Below are 20,177 nucleotides of genomic sequence, written 5' to 3' on the forward strand. Positions count from 1 at the left end.
ACACCGGCTTAATGCCGACCGTGTCTCCGGCTGGGCCCTGAGGAGGAGATGACCCTCTCGCGGTCGACCGGAGGGTGCGGGTGGGGCAGGCCGTGACGAGCGCGTCGTCGTCGTGCATTCGCGCGGCATCGACGCGGTGCCGGACCGTCGCCGTGCCCGTGGTGCGCTCCGGACACGACGAAGCGCCCCGTCCCCAGCCGTGAGGCAGGAAGCGGGAACTTTCGTGGTGGGACGAGTCGGGTCGCTAGGTCCACGACTTCACCCGCGATCCCCGGGCCGCTGCTGTCGGCGTCGTGCTGTCCTGGACCCCCCTGCGCCGACCAAGAGGACGACCATGCCCCGCCACGCGCCCCCAGTACTGCTCGCTGCTGCCGTGGCGCTCGCGCTGACCGCGTGCGCCGGCGGCGACGGCGCGGCACCTGCCGCGACCGATGCTTCCTCGAGCTCGGTCGAAGGGCTCACTCAGGCACCGACGCCCACGCCGTCACCGACCCCGACGGTTATGTCGAAGGAGCAGGCTGGCGCCAAGTACCTCGAGCTGGTGGCGCCGTCGAACGCACTCGTCGCGCCGTTCAACGCGGCGCTCGAGGCCGACGACGTCGCGACGGTGCGGACCCTGTGCGCGCAGAGCGCCACTGCGTACCGCGGGTTCGCGGACGGTCTCATCGCCGCCCAGTGGCCCGCTGAGGTGCAGCCCGCCGTAGACCGGCTGGTGACGGACCTCGCAGGGGAGATCTCAGCCTTCGCCACTGCTGGCGCCTCGGAAACGGACGACCAGCTCTGGGCGGCCCTCAACGCCCGACCCGCACCATCGGGCGCAGGGCAGGAGATCCGGATGCTCCTCGGCCTGGGGAACGTGCCCGCCGGCTGACCGCACGCCGGCGCGTCTACATGACCGGTCCTTACATGCCGTCCAGCAGCAGGGCGTGCAGCTTCAGCAGCGGCAGCGTGGAGTGCAGGGCCTCGAGCTCGAGCGGCTCGACCCGTCCCCGCAGGCGAACACGTAGCTTCGCCTCCCACGGCAGGCGGGCGCCGTCGTCCTCGTCGTCGACGTCGTCAACCCAGGCGTCGGGTCTCCTGCGCAACGCGGGCTGGTCCAGTGTCACCACCTCGACGGCGGACCGCGGGTGCACGTCGATCGTGAACGGCCCGTCATCGCGGCTGCCCCCCATCGCGTACGCGAGGTCCGTGAACGTGGCGTAGGCGATGTACGACGCGGTGACGACGACGAGCTCCCCGCTGGCATGGGCCGTCTGCATCTGCGTCGGGTCCTTCGGTCGTGCCACCACCGCTAGGGGCTCCTCGCCACCCACGGTCCCGTCCACGACGCTGGCCCACGACCGGTATGGCCTGAGCCGCCGCCGGCTCGCCTTGTCGATGAGTTCGACGAGCCGTGCGGCTCGATCCTTGCCGTCCTGCTGCTGGTTCATGGTTCCTCCGTCGTGTCTGTGGCTGGCGGCCATGCCGTGCCGCGTCGCGCGATGGTTCGTGCCTCGAGCTGTGCAGGGACGGTGCGTCGAGGATGTGTCGCTGCGAGTTCGGCGAGGGCTGCGGCCAGCAGCTCGCCAGCGCGTCGGATCGCTTCCTCCCTGGTCGGCTTCATGCTGTGCCCGCCGAGGGCTCGGGACCACGGTCATTCGCCTGCCGAAACTCGCCGTGCTCGGGGCGCACGCGCACCTGTGGGTGCCCCGAGTCGGTCAGAGCCCGTTCCCGGATCGTGCGCACGACCGTGCGCCGATCGCAGACGGCGCCCGGCCGGGCGCCCGCGTGCCCGCACGTCGGCGTCGTCACGACGCACCACCGGTCCGCGCGAGCATCCACACGAACGCGAGCACCGCGACGATGGCTCCGCCGGCGGCCGCAGCCTTGCGCTTGATGACGTCCACGTCTCTGCCTCCCGCAAGCCCGGGACAGTCCCAGGCGTCGCGCGGAGCGTCCCAGGGCCCTCTGACACGAGAACGCCCCTGTACGACCGAGCATGCGCTGCACCTCGTCGAGCACCTCCTCGCGCGTCCGGTTGGTGCCGCCCGCGACGTACGCGGCCAGGACGGCCCCGATAGCCGCCAGGGCGGTGACGGTGTCCGCCGACGGCGCGGCCGTCAGGGCCGTCACCTTCGTGCGCTCGTACTCGATCGCGTCGTCGACGCTCTCCGCCGCGTACGTGCGAACGAGGGTGATCGCATCGAGATCGCGGTCGGGCGGTCGCGGATCGCCGCGGCTCCGCTCGTCGAGCTCGTCGACGAGCCGGTCGGCCTTGGCGGCGAGCTGCGCAGCGTCCGCCCCGTCGGTGTCGACGTCCTCGAACAGCGCGTCGGCGTCAGGCCGACGCAGCAACGCGGACAGCGCGTCGAGCACTGCATGGCGTCTAGCGCGTCGTCGTCGCTGATGGTCACGAACCGCTCGAACATGCCGTTCTCCCGGGGGCCCTGGTGCTACGCCGCTGCTAGGCAACGCAACCGGGCGGGCCACGACCAGACCTGACGAACAGGCGCCGATATGCGCCGTGACCTGCGTGGATGTGCCCACAAGGAGGGGCCCGGACGGGCGCATTCCGACTTCTAATCCGTCGGTTGCAGGTTCGAGTCCTGCCGGGGGCGCCGGACGCCTCAGTCCGCCACGGGGCGCGCCACCTCGTACCCGTCCTGCACGTGGACGACCTCGAACGGGACGCCCGGGTGCAGGATCTCGGCCACCTGCAGGACGTCCCCCCACTCCTGGGGGACGCCGCCCGACTGCCGGTCGACCAGCAGGTAGTCCGGCACGGGGTTGCGGTTGCCGAGGTAGTACACGTCGGTGCGGTCGACGAGGTACGACATCAGGCCGACGTCCGTCTCGACGACCGCGCCGTCCGGGATCGTGGCCAGCGTGTCCCGCGCGGCCTGGGCGCGCGGCGCACCGAAGTGCAGGCCGGGGTTCGTCAGCTGCCACAGCGGCAGCTGGGGCAGCAGCATGAGGCACGCCGTCAGGCCCACCACCGGCGCGTACCGGCTGTAGTGCCGCAGCCACCGGACGCGGCCACGCCGGGCGCGGTCGACGCCGTCGAGCATGGCCATGAACGCGATCGGCATGAGCACGGCGCTGTAGTGCCACGTCGGTCCCCAGTACCCCGGCTCGGGCGACAGGAACCGCCACGCCAGCGTGGGACCGGCGACGAGCACGAACGGCGAGCGCAGCGCGATGCCGCCCGTGACGACCACCAGCAGCCACAGGGTGTGCCCCTTGGCGGGGTCGTAGAGCGCGAGGGGGTCCGCGAGCGCGGCGGCCAGGTCGAGGCGCGACCCGTAGGCCCACTCCCCGTCGGGGTTGAGCAGGGGCAGCACCACGCGCGTGGCCAGCAGGAAGCCGCCGACGCCCCACGCGGTGAGCAGCAGCAGCGCGGGACGCCGCGCCCGCCACGCCAGCACGACCCCCAGGACGGCGGTCGTCAGGCCCAGGTCCTCCTTGACCAGCACGAGCAGGGCCCCGGCCACGGCCGCCGTGCGCCACCGCTCGCGCATCGCCGCTGCCAGCGAGACCGCGAGCAACGGGACGGCGAACGCGATCTCGTGGAACTGCGCCTCCACCGCGCTCTGCAGGCCCCAGCTCAGGCCCGCGGCCACACCGACGAGGCCACCGGTGACGCGGCCCAGGACCGGCACGGCCGCCCACGTGACCACGGCCGCGGCCACGCCGAAGAGCACGTTCTGCACGACGAGCAGGGTGAACGCGTGCGGGAACGCGGCGTACACCGGACCCAGCAGCACCAGCAGCGGGTGGAAGTGGTCGCCCAGCAGGTTGTACTCCGGGCCCTTGATGTGGACGACCGGCGCCTCGAGCGCCGCGTACCGCGCCGCCAGCTGCGTGAAGATCCCCAGGTCCCACGAGCGCACGACGAACGTCTGCCACTGCGCGACGGAGTACGCCGTGAACGCCAGCGCGACGGCGAGCCCCACACCGGCGGGCAGCAGCCAGCCGCGGGCGGTCGATGAGGCTCCCGCGCGGGCGGGGTCGGCGGCCGGGGCGTCGGAGGCCGGGTCGCCGGTGGCCGGGGCGTCTGCGGCCGAGGCGTCGGCGGCCAGGACGGGCGCCGGGGCGCGTCGCTGCCCGTCCCCGGGCGCGTGGTCGTCCGGACCGGTCTTCGGCCCGACGGCACGGCCGGTCACGGCGGCAGGGTCTGGGGACGACACGGCACCTCCCGTTCCCCGCCCCGGCGACGGCCCGCCGGTGGACCTCGCAGATCCTGCCACGGGCCCCCCGGTGCCGGAAATGTCGTGACGCCGGCGGGCGCGCTCTGGTCCAGTGGAGGCATCCCGTTCCACCACGACGCACACCCCGCCAGGGGTGCGCCCCCGCACGCCCTCAGGAGCCCTCATGCATCCGTCCACCACCTACGACATCCACCGCCAGGAGCACCTCGAGCGGCTGCGCGGCCTGGCGCTGGAGCGCGCGAACGACGAGGCGCGGACCACTCGGTCGGACGCCCGCGGACGCCCACCGGACCCGGCACGCTCCCCCGCTGCGGCACGCCGTCCGGCGCCCGCCCGGCGGTACACCCGGCGCACCCCCCACGTGGCACCATGACCCCGTGCTCACGCCCGCCCACAGCCACCCCGCCGCCGGCGGGCGTCGCGCGTGATGGGGCGGCACGACGGCCGACGCTCGGCACCCCCCACGCCCTGGTACCGGCGTGCGGCGCTGACCGCCCTGCGATGGCTCGGCCGGCTCGCCCTCGGTGCCCTGGCCGGCGGGGTCGTGCTGGGGGCGACGCTGTGGGCGGGCACGTCCTGGCAGTCGGCGCGGCTGCTGGGCGCCGCCGCCGGGGTCCTGGTCGTGGTGGCGGCCGCGCTGGCGGCGACCCTGCCGGGTCCCGCCCCCTCCGTCGCGCCGCCGTCACCCACCCGCCCGGGCGACCCCTCGCCCCCTCGTGACGCGCCGCGCAGCGACCGGTGACGCACGGGCGTCCTAGTCTGTCGGCGTGACCAGCACCGCCGACGACGCACCGACCACGACCACCGCCCCCACGACGGGCGCCCACACCAGTACCGACCGCATCGTGTGGGTGGACTGCGAGATGACCGGGCTCGACCTGGCCCACGACGCCCTCGTCGAGATCGCCGCCGTGGTCACGGACTCCGAGCTCAACGTCCTCGGGGAGGGCGTCGACGTCGTCGTCGCGCCGCCGCCGGACGCCCTGGCCCAGATGGGTGACTTCGTCCGGACGATGCACACCACGTCCGGGCTGCTCCCCGAGCTCGAGCACGGCACGACCCTGGCGGACGCCCAGGCGCAGGTGCTCGAGTACGTGCGCACGTGGGTGCCGGAGCCGGGCAAGGCGCCGCTCGCCGGCAACTCGGTGGGCACGGACAAGGCGTTCCTCGACCGCGACATGCCGGAGCTCGTCGCGCACCTGCACTACCGGATCGTCGACGTGTCCTCGATCAAGGAGCTCGCGCGCCGCTGGTACCCCCGCGTCTACTTCGCCGCACCGGAGAAGAAGGGCGGGCACCGGGCGCTGGCCGACATCCTCGAGAGCATCGACGAGCTGCGCTACTACCGGGCGGCGCTGCTGCCCGCCGCGCCCGGCCCGGACTCGGCGCAGGCCCGCCGCATCGCCGCGGAGGTCGTCGCCACGAGCGTCAAGCGCGGGGTGCTGCCCGACGCCTGACCCCGGGAACGCCGCAGGGCGCCGACCGGAGTCGGCGCCCTGCGCACGTGGGGTGGCTAACGGGACTTGAACCCGCGACCCCCTGGACCACAACCAGGTGCTCTACCTACTGAGCTATAGCCACCGCGGTGCCGGTCCGCACCGCTCCCCGGAGGGAGCCGTGCCACGGCACCTGGTCCGACGCGAGCGCCGGGCCGACGACGAGTGTAGCGGGTACCGGGGCCCTGGTCGTCACGCGGCGCCGCGGTGGACCGCTGTGACGCGTGACGGACGCGTCACAGTCGGGCGCGCACCGCGTCCGCGAACCGCTCCACGGCCCCGGGGGCGTGCTCGAAGAACAGGGACGGCTCGGCCAGCTCGACCTCGAGGACGACCGGCTGGTTCTCGTCGTCGGGGATGAGGTCGACGCGGGTGTAGAGCAGCGGTGCACGGTCGGGGAAGATCTTGCCCAGCTCCGAGACGACCATGTCGGCCACGGCGCGCTCCTGCTCGGTGGCGTCACGGGCGGCCAGGACCCGCTCGCGGAACAGGACGCCCTCCTTCTCCCCCGCCCGGTACGGCCCCTCGAGCAGCGGCTCCTTGCGCACGCAGTGGCTGAACTCGCCGTCGACGTAGACCAGCGCGCTCTCGCCCTGGGTGTCGACCTGCGTGAGGTAGCGCTGCAGCATCACGCGCCGGCCCACGGCGAGCAGGTTCTTGGCGTGCGTGATGGCCAGGGACCGCGACGGGGTCACCCCCGCGTCGTACCGGCCCGTGTCACGCGAGCCCGCGCTGACGGTCGGCTTGATGACGAAGTCACCGAACGCCGGGAACCGGGTGTGGATGGCGCGCGCGTTGAGGTTGCGCTCCGGGTCGAGCCAGATGGTCGGGACGATCGGGACGCCACGCTGCTCGAGGTCCCGCAGGTACGCCTTGTCGATGTTCCAGGCCACGACGTCCGCCGGGTTGAACAGCGTGGAGGTGCGCTCCACGCGCCGCGTCCAGTCGGCGAACTGGGCGGGACGGTCCGTGTAGTCCCACGTCGAGCGGATGAGGACGTGCGGGTAGGCGGCCCAGTCGACCGTCGGGTCGTCCCACACCACGACGTCCGTGGGGACGCCCCGCGCGGCCAGCGCGTCGCGCAGCGGCAGGTCGTCGGGGTCGAGGTCCGGCAGCTGGGCGCAGGTCGCGAGGGCGAGGCGCGCGGTGGATTCGCTCACGTCCGCACTGTACCCACGGCGTGTGACGTGCACGCACCGGGCGCGTGACCGCCCGGGGACGTGACGACGACGCGTCGGCGTCCCAGGGGCGGGACCCCGCACCGGCTCAGGCCTCGGCGTCCTCCGACGCGGTCAGTCGGTGCAGCGCGCGCACGACGCTGCCCGGCGAGGCCGTGCCCACCGCACGGCCGTCGGCGTCGAGCACGTCCAGCCGGCCCCCGTCCGGGGCGTCGGCGACCTCGGTCAGGGCGGCGACGACGTCCCCGAGCTCGGCACCGAGACGCACCGTGGGCCGCACCGGCGGGCCCGCGGCGGACTGCTCCCTGTCCGTGCCCACCCCCGTGCCCTGCGGCGTGCCGTCGTCCAGGTCGGCTGTCTCGAGACGGCCGAGCGCCAGCAGGCGCGCGGTCCGACCCCGACCCACCAGGTCCGCGACGGCCGGCGACGCCGGTCGGGCGACGACGTCGAGCGGGGGCGCCAGCTGCTCGACCCGCGCACCGCGGCTGAGGACGACCACGCGGTCCGCCATGCGCACCGCCTCGTCGATGTCGTGCGTGACCATCATCACGGTGGTGCCCAGCTCCCGCTGGAGCCGGGCGAACTCCTGCTGCAGCCGCGCCCGGCCCACGGGGTCGACCGCACCGAACGGCTCGTCCATCAGCAGCACGGGCGGGTCGGTGGCCAGGGCGCGGGCGACGCCGACGCGCTGCCGCTCGCCGCCGGACAGCTCGTGCGGCCAGCGCCGCGCGTACCGCTGCGGGTCGAGCCCCACGAGGGTCAGCAGCTCGTCGACACGCTCGCGCGCACGCCGCCGGTCCCACCCGAGGAGCCGGGGCACGGTCGCGACGTTCTGGGCCACCGTGCGGTGGGGGAAGAGCCCGACGTTCTGGATGACGTACCCGATGCGGCGGCGCAGCGCCACGGGGTCGACGTCCGTGACGTCCTCCCCGCCCAGCACGATGCGCCCGGACGTGGGCTCCACCAGGCGGTTCGCCATCCGCAGCGTCGTGGACTTGCCGCAGCCCGACGGCCCGACGAGCACCAGCAGCTCCCCCTCGCGCACCTCGAGGGTCAGGTCGTCGACCGCGACCGAGCCCGCGTACTCCTTGCGGACCGTGTCGAACCGGATGGCGGCACCCGGCGACGCGGGCACGGCCGACCCGGCGGTCGGCCCGGTGCGCGCGGACGTGGTCACGGGCAGCGACGCTAGCGGCACGTGCCGACACCCGCGAGGCGGCCCGCCCGGCGCTCACCGCGCGGGTGTCCGAGGTCGTCAGTAGGTTCGGGCGCATGCCGACCGCGCAGGTGCTGGCGACCGCCACGAACCCGTGGTTCTCGTGGGAGTACCTCGAGCGCAACGGGAGCGACGTGCTGCGCTACACCCAGCAGCACGCGTCGCTGACCGCCGAGGCGGTGCTCATCGCCCTGGTCGTGGCGCTGCCGCTCGCGGCGCTCGCCCACCTGCGCCCCCGCCTGGCCGGTCCCGTGCTGGCGGCCACCGGGGTGCTGTACACCATCCCGTCCCTCGCGCTGTTCGCGCTCCTCGCGCCGGCCACGGGCATCGGGCGGACCACGGTGCTCATCGGGCTGGTCGTCTACGCGCTGCTCGTGATCGTCCGCAACGTGCTGGTCGGGCTGCAGGGCGTCGACCCCGCGGTCCGGGACGCCGCGCGCGGCATGGGGTACGGGCGGCTGCGCCTGCTGCTGACGGTCGAGCTGCCGCAGGCCGTGCCCGCCGTCGTGACCGGCCTGCGGCTCGCGACGGTCAGCACCGTCGCGCTGGTCACCGTCGGCGTCGTGGTCGGCTACGGCGGGCTCGGGCAGCTGATGTTCCGCGGCTTCCGCAGCGGCTACCACGCCGAGATCATGACGGCCACGGTCCTCTGCCTGGTGCTGGCCCTCGTCGCGGACCTCGCCCTCGCGCTCCTGGGTCGCGTCCTGACGCCATGGCGACGGGGCTCACGCACCCGGCCCGCCGCGCGCGACGCCGTCGGCTCGCAGGAGGCCGCATGGACGTCCTGACCGAGGCGCTGCGCTGGCTCAACGACCCGCTCAACTGGACCGGCCGCCAGGGGGTGCTCGCCCTGGCGGGCACGCACCTGGCGATCTCCGCGGTCGCCGTGGTGATCGCGCTGGTGGTGGCCCTGCCCGTGGGGCTGTGGCTCGGCCACCGGGGGCGCGGCGCGACCGTCGGCGTCGTGGTGGCCAACACGACACGCGCGCTGCCCACGCTCGCGCTGCTGACCCTGCTCGCCGCCGCCGGCTGGTTCGGCAGCACGGCGACCGCCATCGCGTGCGCGGTCTTCGCCGTCCCACCGGTCCTGGCGAACGCCGTCACCGGCGTCGGCGGCGTCGACCCCGACGTGCGGGACGCGGCACGAGGCCTGGGCATGTCGGGCGCCCGCGCGCTGTGGACCGTCGAGGTGCCGCTCGCCCTGCCGCTGCTCGCCGCCGGCATCCGCACGGGCACCGTGCAGGTGCTCGCGACGGTGCCGCTGGCCGCCCTCGTGGGGGGCACGAGCCTGGGAACCATCGTGGTGAGCGGCTTCGCCACCCAGCGGTACGGCAAGGCACTGGCCGGCGGCATCCTCGTGGCGGCGCTGTGCCTGGTGGTCGAGGGGCTGCTCGCCGTGGTCGAGCGCGCGGTGACCCCGCGCGGCCTGCGCGGGCGCGGCCGTGCCGCGACCGCGGACGAGCGCGCCGACGTCCGCCCCCACCGCCACCGCGTGCCTGCCACCGCCACACCCGCCACCGCCGTGCCCGCCACCACCACCGGGGAGCCCGGGGCCCGCAGCGCCCCCTGATCCCTCCGACCGTCCGAGGTCGACCGCTCCACAGCCCGCCGCACCCGGCCCACCCTCGACAGGAGACCTCCGATGCGCATCAGCCCGCGCCACCGCACCCTCGGCGTCCTCGCCGCCCTCACCCTGACGCTCGGCGCCTGCGGCACACCCGGGTCCGGCGGCGGTCAGGCCGAGACGGCCGCCGCCGGCTCCGACCTGCCGGCCTGCGAGCCGATCGCCGGCGAGAGCCTGGTCGTGCTCGAGGACGACAAGGGCCTGCAGAACGCCGACAACATCATCCCGGCGGTCAACGCCCAGGTGGCCGCCGACCACCCCGAGGCCGTCGAGCTCCTCGACTCCGTCTCGGCCGCGCTCGACACCGAACGGCTCATCGGTCTCAACAAGGCCGTGGACGTCGACCGGCGCACCTCCACCGAGGTCGCAGGAGAGTTCGTCGCCGAGGAGGGCCTGGCGGCGGACGACGCGAGCACCGGCACGGGCACGTCGCTGACGATCGGTGCGGCGAACTTCTCCGAGAGCATCACGCTGGCGGAGATCTACGCCGAGGTGCTGCGCAGCGCCGGCTTCGACGCCCGGGCCCAGACCATCGGTGCCCGCGAGACGTACCTGCCCGCGCTGCAGTCCGGTGAGCTGGCGGCGGTCCCGGAGTACGCCGCCACGCTGGCAACGTTCCTCAACGCGCAGGTCAACGGCGCCGACGCACCCACCGTGGCGTCCAGCGACGTGGACGAGACCGTGACCGCCCTGACACCCCTGGCCGAGGAGAGCGGGATCGTCGTCGGCGAGGCGTCGGACGCGCAGGACCAGAACGCGTTCGCCGTCACCGGGGAGTTCGCCCAGGAGCACGACCTGCAGACGCTGTCCGACCTCGCCGCCACCTGCGGCGACGTCGTGCTCGCCGGCCCGCCGGAGTGCCCCGAGCGGCCGTTCTGCCAGGTGGGGCTCGAGGAGACGTACGACCTGTCGGTCGGCGAGTTCAAGTCCTACGACTTCGCACTCATCGGCCAGGCGGTACGGCAGGGTGACGCGGCGGTGGGGCTCGTGACCTCGTCCGACGGCTCCCTGGCAGCCACGGACGACTGACCGACCCGCGGGAGGCGGCGGGTCAGCGACCCGCCGCCTCCAGCAGCCGCAGCCACACCTCGCTGAGGGTCGGGTACGAGGGCACCGCGTGCCACAGCCGCGCGAGCGGCACCTGCCCGACGACCGCGACGGTCGCCGCGTGCAGCATGTCGGCGACGTCCGGGCCGACGAACGTCGCCCCGACCACCACGTCGCGCGCGCGGTCCACGACGAGCTGCGCCCGGCCCGCGTAGTCCGCCGCGGTGACGGTGGCACCGGCGAGGTCACCCAGCTCGTAGGACAGGACCTCGACGTCCAGCCCCTCCGCACGCGCCGCCGCCTCGGTCCGCCCGACCCAGGCCACCTGGGGCCGGGTGAAGACGACCTGCGGCACCGCCGCCGCGTCGGCGGTGGCGCGGTAGCGGCTCCAGGGCGCGGCGGCGGCCTCGGCGGCACGGGACAGCCCCGCCGGGTCGTCCGAGACGGCGCCCGGGTCCCGCGGGTCGAACCGGGCGGCCACGACGTCCCCCACCACCCGGGCGTCGTACTTGCCCTGGTGGGTGGTCGCCGTGCGGCCCGTGACGTCGCCCGCCGCGAACAGCCAGCCACCCTCGACCGACGTCACCTGCAACCGGTCGTCCACGGCCAGCGGATCACCCGGTCGCAGGCCGAGCACCTCGAGCCCCAGGTCGTCCGTGGCCGGTCGGCGACCCGTGGCGACCAGCACCTCGTCGACCGTGACGACGTCGGCGGCGCCCGGCGCGCCGTCGTCGCCCGCGCGCTCCACGGTCAGGTGCACGCCCTCCTCGTCGCGCGACGCGGACGTCACGGACGCGCCGAACGCGACGCGCACGCCGCGGTCGGTGAGGCTGCGCGCCACGGCGTCCCCGGCGAACGGCTCGGCCGCCGGCAGCAGCCGCCGCCCGCGCACCAGCACCGTGACCTCGCTGCCGAGGTCCGCGAAGGCGGTGGCCATCTCGGTGGCCACCACGCCACCGCCGACGACGGCGAGCCGCGGGGGCACCCGGTGCGCGGACGTCGCCTCGCGGCTGGTCCACGCCCGCACGCCCGCGAAGGCGTCGGGCACGACGGCGACCGACCCGGTGGCCACGACCACCGCGTGGCGGGCGCGCAACGGGCGGGCGGTCCCGTCGGCCCTCTCGACCGTGAGTGTGCGCGGCCCCGTGAACCGCGCGTGCCCCCGCACGAGCGTCAGCCCGGCACCCTCGACCCAGGCGACCTGCCCGGCGTCGTCCCAGTGGGCGGCGACCTCGTCGCGGCGGGCCAGCACGGCCGCGACGTCGAGGTCACCGGTCAGCGCGGCGTCCGCGCCGGGCACCGCGCGCGCCGCGGCGAGCGCGTCGCCGGGCCGCAGCAGCGCCTTGGAGGGCATGCACGCCCAGTAGGAGCACTCGCCGCCGACCAACGCCGGCTCCACGACGGCGACGCGCAGCCCCGTGCGCGACGCGCGGTCCGCGACGTTCTCCCCCACCGCCCCGGCACCGAGGACGACCACGTCGAACTCGTCGTCGGCGCGGGTCGAGCGGTCCACGGTGCCGCCGCCCTGCGGACCGGGGTCGGCGGCCCGTCCTGCCTCGCCCGTGCCGTCCCGCTCCGGGGACCCGCTCCGCTCGTCGGCCATCACCGCTCCGTCCTCGACAGGTGACGACATCGTGACGCGCTGCGCCGCGGCATGCCCGCCGGGACACGCAAGGGCCCGGGCGGACCGTGCGCGCACCGTGGTCCGAGCAGGGTCCAGGGAGAACGGGCGAGAGCCTCGACCTCACCCGCCCGACGCTGCCAGGATGGACGCGTGTTCGGACGCCGCCGCGAGCCCCCCGGACCCGACGGGCACGGCAGGGAGCCCGAGCGTCCGGCGCCGGTGTCGCACGACGCGCTGCTCGCCGCGGTCGTGGCGCAGCACCTCGACGGGGCGCAGGTCGTGGAGGGGACGGCGCGTGTCGTCGGTCCTGAGCTGACCGTGCTGTGCCACGTCCCCGTGGTCACCGACCTGGGCCGGCAGCGGCAGGCGGCGTGCTTCTTCCAGCTGTCCGGTGGAAGGCTGGGCAGCACGCCGGTCTTCACGTCGGTGCCCGGGTACGGCCCCAGCGAGGAGGAAGCCGTCGCCCAGGGCGGCCACTCCCTGGCGGGCCTCGTGTCGGCGTTGCTCGGGGCGATCGCCGGCCGCGAGCCGTCGGCCGCGCACCCGGTGGTGCGCTGCCAGGTCGTGCTCGACGGGCGACGGTTCGGGCTCGTCGTGGCAGGGCTGGACCGTGGGCCCGCCGGGCCGGACGCGGTGGTGCGGCTCGGTGAGTTCCGGGAGGCCCTCGGTGGCACGCCGTTCCTGCTGCCGCCGTTGATCGGCGATGTCGGGTGCCTGCCGTTGCTCCAGGGCGACGACGCCGCGCTCGTCAGCCTCTTCGTGGCCCAGTGGCCGAGCTCCCGGACGGTCGAGCTCAAGGTCCACGGCGCCGACTGGACGACGACCGGCCTCCTCGACGACCCGGTGGGGCTCGCGTCCGGCGACGACGCCGCGCTGCTGCGTGAGCTCGCGATGCTGGTGCCCCTCGACCCGCCGGCGCCCGTGACGCGCGAGGCCGTCCAGCGGACCCTCGACGGCCTGGCCGAGCGGCGTACGCCCCGCCAGGCGGCCGGCTGGCAGGGCTGGACCGTGCACGGCGGCCGGCTCGGGCCGGTGCTGGACCACGAGCAGCTCGCGGCGGTGGAGGCCGGGACCGGCCCGCTGCCGAACGACGTGCGGGACTTCCTCCTGCGGGTCGCCGGCCCGGGTGCGGGCCCGGGGTACGGGCTGCTGCCGCTGCGGCGGGCGGGCGACGTCGTCCCACTCGCGCACGCGGGGTGCGGCAACGCCTGGGTGCTCGCGCTCGAGGGGCAGCGGCGGGGGACCGTCTGGCTGGACGCGTCCGGGTCGGCCGGAGAGACCACCCAGGTCGCGTCGTCGTTCACCGAGTGGTTCACCGACTGGCTGGACGCAGCCGTGCGTGACACCGGCCCATGGCTGCAGTACGACGTCCGTGGGTGCTCGCCGGTCAGCGCCATGTCACGGGCGCTCACCGCCAGGTCGGACCACGCGGCTGCCGCGGGCGAGCCGGAGCCCACGTCGCTCGTCGGGATGCCGGACGGCGCCATCTGCACGGTCGGGGAGGCGACGTACCTGCCGCACGGTCCGATGGACCCGTGCCACGGGTGCGTCTCGCTGGCCGGGTCCCTGGGGTTGGCGCCGACCGTGTTCGCGCCCGGCTTGCTCATGGGCGCGCGCTGAGGCCACCGGGATCCCGTCCGCCGTGCTGGTCGCGGTCGTCGGTGGTGGGTCGCCCCGGGAACGACGAAGCCCCGTCAGGCGGACCTGACGGGGCTTCGTGGCTGGTACGCCCCCCGGGACTCGAACCCGGAACCCGCTGATTAAGAGTCAGCTGCTCTGCCAGTTGAGCTAGAGGCGCGCGGCTGGTTGAGATTAGCAGGATCCCGGGGTGGTGGTCGAACCGGAGGGCCGCCCACGGGCCTGTTGTGACGACCCTCACGCCCCGGTGGGCGTGCCGCCGTCCGCGCTCCACCACGCGTCCTCGGGGAGCCCCTCGGCCGCGAGCAGCTCCTCGGACGTCTGCCCCGTCGGGGCGAGCAGGTCGACGAGCAGGGTCAACGGCACGTGCTCGGCCAGCAGCTCCTGGGCGTGCTGCGCCGCGTCGAGCCCGGGGAGCATGACGTTCTCGTCAGGTGCAGGCACGCCCTCCGCGCCGGCCCCGGCCTCCTGGGCCCGGCCCGGGTCGTCCGCCGGGATGCGCTCGTCCATGGTCCTCCTCGTCGCACGCGCGACAGTCGCGGTCCCCCGACCTTCACCCGGACCCTACGACGCGAACCTCGCCGTCATGAAGACACGACGGCGGGTGCGCACGACACGCCGGTCACAGGTACAGGCCGGTGCCCTCACCGGTCGCCCGCGGCTCCGCCACGCCGTGCACGTCCTTCTCCCGCAGGAGCAGGTACGTGCTCCCGGAGACCTCCACCTCGGCGCGCTCCTCCGGGTCGAACAGCACGCGGTCGCCGACCTTGACCTGACGCACGTGCTCACCCGCCGCGACCACCGTGGCCCACGCCAGCCGCTTGCCCATGGCCGCCGTCGGCGGGATGAGGATGCCGGCGCCGGTACGGCGCTCGGCCGCGTCGGAGTCGAGCTCGACCAGCAGCCGGTCGTTGAGCATGCGCAGGGGAAGGTCACGGCCCGCGCCCTCGCGGGGCGTCTCGTTCGGTGCACTCACGTCGCCGACGCTACCCCGCTGCGATCTAGGCTGGCGTCCGTCGTCCCGCCCCCACGACCCGCAGGAGTGACCGTGCCCCGCCTCGCCGTCGGCGACACCGCGCCCGACCTCACGCTTCCCAGCAGCACCGGCGAGGAGGTGTCGCTGCGGGACCTGCGCGGCCGCTCCGTCGTCGTCTACTTCTACCCCGCCGCCGGCACGCCGGGCTGCACGGCGCAGGCCTGCGACTTCCGCGACTCGCTGGCCTCGCTCACGGGCGCCGGGTACGTCGTCCTCGGCGTCTCGCCCGACTCGCCCGAGAAGCTGGCGCGGTTCGCGCAGGCCGAGGCGCTGACGTTCCCCCTGCTCTCGGACCCGGAGCACCGCGTGCTCGAGGCCTGGGGCGCGTGGGGCGAGAAGACCAGCTACGGGCGCACGTCGACGGGCGTCATCCGCTCGACCGTGGTGGTCGACCCCGAGGGCAAGGTCGCGCTCGCGCAGTACAACGTGCGCGCCAAGGGCCACGTCGCCAAGCTGCGGCGGGACCTCGGCATCGACTGACCACCGGGCGGCCCCGGGTCGGCGCGTGCCAGACTCGGGCGCGCGCGGGAGTGGTGAAACGGCAGCCACGCCAGGTTTAGGTCCTGGTGCCCGCAAGGGCGTGCGGGTTCGACTCCCGTCTCCCGCACCACGACGGGGCCGGGGCGTACGCCCCGGCCCCGTCGCCGACCTCAGCGGAACGGCAGCCCGATCACGGACCCTCCGGTCGCCACCGTCGACGGACCGCTCCCGATGGCGTTCCACAGCGCCACCCGGACCGTGCCACCGCGCAGGTCACCCAGCGCACCGGTCGCGCGGTCCAGGCCGACGGCCTGGGTGTAGCGCTCACCGCCCGGCAGGGGGTCGGTCGCGAGGTACCGGTAGACCTCGACCCGGTCCCACGTCCCGTCCCCGGTCAGGTCGTACTGCACCGAGAGGCGCGTGCCGTTGCCCACGTGGGTGCCGGCGTCGACCAGCAGGTCGAACGTCGTCGTCCCGCCCGTGGCCCGGGCGGTGAGGCCCGTGGCCTGCAGGACGACGGCTCCCGGCGGCTCGGCCGCGGTGTCGGTCCCGCGCGCGGCAGGCACCTGGAGCTCGCCCGCCGGACCCGGGGTCCGGACGAGCGCACCGTCCCGGCCGAGCGCGAACGTGAGTCCGGTGCCGGGCGTCGGTGTCGGGCTCGCCGTCGGACGCGGGGTGCGTGTCGGCGTCGGGCTCGCCGTCGGACGCGGGGTCCGTGTCGGCGTCGGGCTGACCGTCGGACGCGGGGTCCGCGTCGGCGTCGGGCTGACCGTCGGACGCGGGGTCCGCGTCGGCGTCGGGCTCGCCGTCGGACGCGGGGTCCGCGTCGGCGTCGGGCTGACCGTCGGACGCGGGGTCCGCGTCGGCGTCGGGCTGACCGTCGGACGCGGGGTCCGCGTCGGCGTCGGGCTCGCCGTCGGCCCGGCCGTCGGGCCGCCCACGGCGCCCCCGCCGGACCACGTCTGCGCCCCCGTGGCCACCGTCCTGCCGGCGGGCACCGACACCCGTGTGCCGTCGCTGAAGGTCACGGTCCGCGGCGCCGACGTCACGTTGGCGGCGACGTAGGTGCGCGCGCCGTCCTTCACGAAGACCACGGAGAGCGGGCTGTCGCCGTGCACCGTGGTGTCGAGCGTCCCCAGCGCCGCGAGGTTCGCGATCCAGTGGAACGTGTGCGCCCGCGACTCCCCCTCCTCCACCGGGTAGCCGGGGTTCGCCTGCAGCAGGCGCAACGCCTCGTCGGGGTCGCCCAGCGCCAGGTAGCTCCACAGGATGTCCTGCCACACCGTGGGCGGTCCGCCGTTGGCCTTCACCAGCTCGGCGTAGTTGGACCGGACGTCGTCCGGTCGCGTGCCGAGGTACAGGTGGGACCCGGTGATGGGCAGCGTGTTGATCCCCTGGATCATCTCGGCCTCGCCGGAGAACCACGTCGAGTACGTGCCGCCGTCGCCCCAGACCATGCCGAGGGTCGAGTGGCCGAACCCGTCCGGGATCGCCTCGGCCCGGTCGAACCAGTACTCCTGGATCGCCGCGGCCTGCGTCGCGTACAGGTACGCGCCCGCGTCCCGCACGGCGGTGTCACCGGTGGCCTCGCCCCACTGCACGAGGGCGCCGGCGAAGTTCATGCCCTCGGAGCTCGACTCCTGGTTGTTGCCGGCGACGAACGCCCCGTGGCCCGACGCCCAGTCGTGGCCGGCGTACACGTCGAAGTCCCGCAGGTACGGGAACCGGGTCTCGGACCGGTCGTACCCGTTGGCGTCCCGGATGAGCAGGTCCACCATGCCGCCGTACTGCCCGTCCGACGCCCACTGCGGGTCGAACCGGGCCAGGGTGGCGGCGGCGGCGACGAAGTACCCGTAGTGGAAGTGGTGGTCGTTCAGCTCGGTGTCCGAGCCGTACGACGCGGGGTACCCGATGAGGGTGCCCCACCGCTCGTCGTAGGCGAAGACCTGCCCGGTCTTGCCCGGCGTGGCGGTGAACCAGTCGGTGAGCGTGGCGCGCACGCGCGCCAGGGTCTCGTCCCTCAGCTGCGTCTCCCCCAGCTGGTCGGCGATCTCGACGATGCGCGTCGCCCGCCCCAGGGCCTTGCCGGTCCAGTAGGTGTCGGCCCGCAGGATCGGCATCGGGTCGGCGGCCACCTCGGCCAGCAGCCCGTCCAGCGTCGCGCGCGCCGCACCGGACGACGTGGCGACGGCCGGCACCTCCGGGAGGACGCCCGTGAACGGCGTGGCGGTGGTGAAGGACGTGGTGCCCGCGTACGGCGTCATGGCCCCGCGCGGGCTGGGGTACGCGGCGTCGAGCTGCTCCCCGTCGACGGCGGTGACGTACCGCTGCTGGTGGGGGTACAGCGCGACGAGGGCGCCGGTCGCACCGGCCTCCAGCGGCGTCGTCTCCAGCCGGTAGGTGGTCCGGACCACGCCGGCGGCGGCGTCGTAGGTGTAGTCGGCCGTGGTGCCCGTGACCTCGGCGAGGGCGGAGCCGTCGACCGCGGCGAGCGCGGCGGCCCGGTCGGCGTCGGTCGCGTCGGCCGCCGTGGCCAGCGCGGTCACGGCCAGGTATCCCCGACCACCCAGGGAGGACCGGAGCGTGGACCCCGTGACGTCCCACGTCGCACCCGTGGGTGCGTGCGCGGCGTAGTCGTGGCCGTTGGCGGTGAAGCCGAGCGTGGCGCCGTCCCGCGCCCACACGCGCACGTCGTGGGTGGACGACAGCACGGCGTCGCCGCCCTGGACGTGGTACCAGGAGGTGGGCAGCCCGTGCCCGATCGTGGCGCGCAGGCTGCGTGTGCCGTCGGACCAGGACGGCGTGACCGTCCAGTCCGTCCAGCCCGCGACCTGCACCGTCGGCGCCTCGAGCCCGGCGACGCCGACCACGACGTCCTGGACGAACTGGAAGTGGAACTCGCCGATGCCGCCGGGCGTCCCGGACAGCGTGGCCTCGCGCGGCGTCGACAGACCGAGGCCCCCGGGCGTCGGCTGGTACGACACCGGGTGGGCGTGCAGCGGCTCGCTCAGGCGGCAGTCCAGCCGCTTGTACAGCAGCGACGACCACCAGTCGTTGGTCGGCAGCGCACCGGACGGTGCGTCGTCCGTCAGGGCCGAGCGCGGGTCCGCCTCGACCGAGTCGCACCCCTCGGGCGTGGGCCCGACAGGTGCGGCGGCGTACCCGCCGGCACCCACGTCGACGATCCCGTCGGCGGCGACGGCGTCGTCCCGCGGGACGATCACGAGGGCCGCGGCGCCGGCCAGCGCGAGCGCCGCCGTCGTCGCGATGCCACGCCTCCACCACGGCACCGTGACCGTGTCCAGGGCGTGCTGAGATGAGGACCCCCGAGGGGTCCGTGCTGTTGGTTGCATGGTGTGAAGCCCCCAAGGCGACCCCGTCGCGCGCTGCGCGCGCGGCGGTCGCCCCTGCGACCGGTGCGCCGCTCCGTTGCGCCGCACCGCGACCGGTCCCCGCGCGACCCCCGTTGGTCACGCTGTGGTGAGAGCGATCTCACATCACGCTAACACCGCGTCCAGGTCCTGCAACCGCGAGCGGCGGGACGCCCCGAAACGGTTCGTCCCGCCGCTCGGCGAGGGGTCTCAGGCGGCCGCGGACCGCTCGGCGATCTTGGCGCGCACCTCGTCCATGTCGAGCTCCTTGACGCCCGCGAGGACCCGCTCGAGCGCCGGGGCCGGCAGCGCACCTGCCTGGTTGAAGACGAGGATCCCGTCCCGGAACGCCATGAGCGTCGGGATGGAGGTGATCTGGAGCTCCGCGGCCAGCTGCTGCTCGGCCTCGGTGTCGACCTTCGCGTGCACGACCTCCGGGTGCGCCTCGCTGGACGCCTCGAAGACGGGTGCGAACATGCGGCACGGGCCGCACCACGCCGCCCAGAAGTCGATCAGGACGATGTCGTTGTCCTTGACCGTGCTGGCGATGGTGTCGGCGGTCAGCGTGATGGTGCTCATGGGTGTGTCTCCGTCCTGCAGGGGTTCCCCCGGTACAGCACCGACCCCTCCGGCCCTATTCCGCCGCCCGCTGCCCCCAGCGAGGCGATGCGGCCCGCACGCCGCGGACGGGGTAGAACTGCACGGTGACCGCGTCCGCCGAGTTCCCCCCTGGCCCCGAGCGTCCTGCCGGCTGGTTGTCCGCCGAGCAGATCGGCGCCGCGCGCCGGCAGCTGCCCATCCTCTACGTCGACGCCGTGCCCGTGCGCGTGGACGAGTCGGGCGACGTCGTCGCCGTCGGGCTCCTGCTGCGTGTGACGAACGAGGGCGTGATGTCCCGCGCACTGGTGTCGGGGCGCGTGATGTACCACGAGCGGGTGCGCGACGCCCTGCTGCGGCACATCGAGAAGGACCTGGGCCCCGTCGCGCTGCCGCAGGTGCCGGCGTCGCCGCAGCCGTTCACCGTCGCCGAGTACTTCCCGACCCCCGGCGTGACGCCGTACCACGACCCCCGCCAGCACGCGGTGTCGCTGGCGTACGTGGTCCCGGTGGCCGGTGACTGCCGCCCGCAGCAGGACGCGCTGGACCTGGCCTGGTTGACGCCGGAGGAGGCGTGCGCCGAGGCGGTGCAGGTCGAGATGAACGGCGGGCAGGGTCTGCTGCTGCGCCAGGCGATGGCGTGGGCGGGCCGCCTGCCCTGACCCGCGCCGCCGTCGGCGCCG

The 20,177-nt window shown here is 74.8% G+C and carries 20 protein-coding genes and 3 tRNA genes; 11 read left to right on the forward strand and 12 right to left on the reverse strand.

Going from position 1 to position 20,177, the window contains the following annotated elements; all coding sequences use genetic code 11:
- The first annotated feature begins 373 nt into the window (after positions 1-373).
- On the forward strand, positions 374-871 hold the full coding sequence (locus tag J1G43_RS12890; RefSeq protein ID WP_207378602.1) for a hypothetical protein: 498 nt from the start codon (positions 374-376) through the stop codon (positions 869-871).
- Positions 872-902: 31 nt separating this feature from the next.
- Here J1G43_RS12890 and J1G43_RS12895 read toward each other — a convergent pair whose 3' ends face one another.
- The 3 genes from J1G43_RS12895 to J1G43_RS12905 all read right to left on the reverse strand — a co-directional run bounded on the left by J1G43_RS12895 (position 903) and on the right by J1G43_RS12905 (position 4,142).
- The gene (locus J1G43_RS12895) at positions 903-1,430 is read right to left on the reverse strand and encodes a hypothetical protein (RefSeq protein WP_207378603.1); all 528 of its coding nucleotides are present in this window, start codon (positions 1,428-1,430) and stop codon (positions 903-905) included.
- Positions 1,431-1,599: 169 nt separating this feature from the next.
- Positions 1,600-2,355 carry a hypothetical protein gene (locus J1G43_RS12900; protein WP_207378604.1) on the reverse strand — a complete coding sequence of 252 codons (756 nt, stop codon included), beginning with the start codon at positions 2,353-2,355 and terminating at the stop codon, positions 1,600-1,602.
- 251 nt (positions 2,356-2,606) lie between these two features.
- Positions 2,607-4,142: a DUF2079 domain-containing protein gene (locus J1G43_RS12905; RefSeq protein ID WP_307859589.1), complete on the reverse strand. Its 1,536-nt coding sequence runs from the start codon at positions 4,140-4,142 to the stop codon at positions 2,607-2,609.
- Positions 4,143-4,350: 208 nt separating this feature from the next.
- On the opposite strand from J1G43_RS12905, the gene J1G43_RS12910 reads away from it, so the two are divergent.
- The 3 genes from J1G43_RS12910 to orn are packed head-to-tail and all read left to right on the forward strand — an operon-like array spanning position 4,351 to position 5,644.
- Entirely contained in the window at positions 4,351-4,560 is a 210-nt protein-coding gene (locus J1G43_RS12910) for a hypothetical protein (protein WP_207340635.1), read from the forward strand.
- A 54-nt stretch (positions 4,561-4,614) separates the two neighbouring features.
- On the forward strand, positions 4,615-4,929 hold the full coding sequence (locus J1G43_RS12915) for a hypothetical protein (RefSeq protein WP_207370805.1): 315 nt from the start codon (positions 4,615-4,617) through the stop codon (positions 4,927-4,929).
- 25 nt (positions 4,930-4,954) lie between these two features.
- Positions 4,955-5,644 (forward strand): oligoribonuclease, encoded by a 690-nt coding sequence (gene orn / locus J1G43_RS12920; RefSeq protein ID WP_207340637.1) that lies wholly within the window; start codon positions 4,955-4,957, stop codon positions 5,642-5,644.
- Between the two features lie 48 nt (positions 5,645-5,692).
- On the opposite strand, the gene J1G43_RS12925 is transcribed toward orn, so the two are convergent.
- The 3 genes from J1G43_RS12925 to J1G43_RS12935 form a co-directional block, all read right to left on the reverse strand.
- Positions 5,693-5,768 (reverse strand) — tRNA-His (locus J1G43_RS12925).
- 151 nt (positions 5,769-5,919) lie between these two features.
- Positions 5,920-6,843 (reverse strand): RimK family alpha-L-glutamate ligase, encoded by a 924-nt coding sequence (locus J1G43_RS12930; protein ID WP_089802114.1) that lies wholly within the window; start codon positions 6,841-6,843, stop codon positions 5,920-5,922.
- 106 nt (positions 6,844-6,949) lie between these two features.
- Positions 6,950-7,996: an ABC transporter ATP-binding protein gene (locus J1G43_RS12935; RefSeq protein ID WP_207370852.1), complete on the reverse strand. Its 1,047-nt coding sequence runs from the start codon at positions 7,994-7,996 to the stop codon at positions 6,950-6,952.
- Between the two features lie 137 nt (positions 7,997-8,133).
- Here J1G43_RS12935 and J1G43_RS12940 point away from each other — a divergent pair, with 137 nt between their 5' ends.
- The 3 genes from J1G43_RS12940 to J1G43_RS12950 all read left to right on the forward strand — a co-directional run bounded on the left by J1G43_RS12940 (position 8,134) and on the right by J1G43_RS12950 (position 10,730).
- Entirely contained in the window at positions 8,134-8,865 is a 732-nt protein-coding gene (locus J1G43_RS12940; RefSeq protein ID WP_207370806.1) for an ABC transporter permease, read from the forward strand.
- Positions 8,853-9,647, forward strand: a complete 795-nt coding sequence (locus J1G43_RS12945; protein ID WP_207340639.1) for an ABC transporter permease — start codon at positions 8,853-8,855, stop codon at positions 9,645-9,647. Before J1G43_RS12940 ends, J1G43_RS12945 begins: the two co-directional genes overlap by 13 nt.
- A 72-nt stretch (positions 9,648-9,719) precedes the next feature.
- The gene (locus J1G43_RS12950; RefSeq protein ID WP_207340640.1) at positions 9,720-10,730 is read left to right on the forward strand and encodes a glycine betaine ABC transporter substrate-binding protein; all 1,011 of its coding nucleotides are present in this window, start codon (positions 9,720-9,722) and stop codon (positions 10,728-10,730) included.
- A gap of 22 nt (positions 10,731-10,752) precedes the next feature.
- Here J1G43_RS12950 and J1G43_RS12955 read toward each other — a convergent pair whose 3' ends face one another.
- Positions 10,753-12,351, reverse strand: a complete 1,599-nt coding sequence (locus J1G43_RS12955; RefSeq protein WP_207340641.1) for an NAD(P)/FAD-dependent oxidoreductase — start codon at positions 12,349-12,351, stop codon at positions 10,753-10,755.
- Between the two features lie 171 nt (positions 12,352-12,522).
- Here J1G43_RS12955 and J1G43_RS12960 point away from each other — a divergent pair, with 171 nt between their 5' ends.
- Positions 12,523-13,992, forward strand: coding sequence for an SMI1/KNR4 family protein (locus J1G43_RS12960; protein WP_207340642.1), 1,470 nt, complete (start codon positions 12,523-12,525; stop codon positions 13,990-13,992).
- Between the two features lie 102 nt (positions 13,993-14,094).
- On the opposite strand, the gene J1G43_RS12965 is transcribed toward J1G43_RS12960, so the two are convergent.
- From J1G43_RS12965 to J1G43_RS12975, 3 genes are all read right to left on the reverse strand, one after another.
- Positions 14,095-14,170, reverse strand: a tRNA-Lys gene (locus J1G43_RS12965).
- Positions 14,171-14,247: 77 nt separating this feature from the next.
- Entirely contained in the window at positions 14,248-14,520 is a 273-nt protein-coding gene (locus J1G43_RS12970) for a hypothetical protein (RefSeq protein ID WP_207340643.1), read from the reverse strand.
- Between the two features lie 112 nt (positions 14,521-14,632).
- Positions 14,633-14,929 (reverse strand): co-chaperone GroES, encoded by a 297-nt coding sequence (locus J1G43_RS12975; protein ID WP_207340812.1) that lies wholly within the window; start codon positions 14,927-14,929, stop codon positions 14,633-14,635.
- Positions 14,930-15,058: 129 nt separating this feature from the next.
- Here J1G43_RS12975 and bcp point away from each other — a divergent pair, with 129 nt between their 5' ends.
- Together bcp and J1G43_RS12985 are read left to right on the forward strand one after the other, a co-directional pair.
- A complete protein-coding gene (gene bcp, locus J1G43_RS12980) occupies positions 15,059-15,526 on the forward strand; it encodes a thioredoxin-dependent thiol peroxidase (RefSeq protein WP_207340644.1) in 468 nt (155 codons plus the stop codon).
- A 44-nt stretch (positions 15,527-15,570) separates the two neighbouring features.
- A tRNA-Leu gene (locus J1G43_RS12985) sits at positions 15,571-15,656 on the forward strand.
- Between the two features lie 40 nt (positions 15,657-15,696).
- Here J1G43_RS12985 and J1G43_RS12990 read toward each other — a convergent pair.
- Both J1G43_RS12990 and trxA read right to left on the reverse strand, forming a co-directional pair.
- Positions 15,697-18,816, reverse strand: coding sequence for a glycosyl hydrolase (locus tag J1G43_RS12990; protein ID WP_307859590.1), 3,120 nt, complete (start codon positions 18,814-18,816; stop codon positions 15,697-15,699).
- 291 nt (positions 18,817-19,107) lie between these two features.
- Positions 19,108-19,476, reverse strand: a complete 369-nt coding sequence (gene trxA, locus J1G43_RS12995) for a thioredoxin (RefSeq protein ID WP_207370809.1) — start codon at positions 19,474-19,476, stop codon at positions 19,108-19,110.
- A gap of 125 nt (positions 19,477-19,601) precedes the next feature.
- Between trxA and J1G43_RS13000 the strand changes: the two genes are divergently transcribed.
- Entirely contained in the window at positions 19,602-20,156 is a 555-nt protein-coding gene (locus tag J1G43_RS13000) for an NUDIX hydrolase family protein (RefSeq protein ID WP_207370810.1), read from the forward strand.
- Positions 20,157-20,177: the final 21 nt, after the last annotated feature.

Origin of the sequence: Cellulomonas sp. zg-ZUI22 (assembly GCF_017353535.1) — a bacterium.
GTDB classification, from domain to species: domain Bacteria; phylum Actinomycetota; class Actinomycetes; order Actinomycetales; family Cellulomonadaceae; genus Cellulomonas; species Cellulomonas wangleii.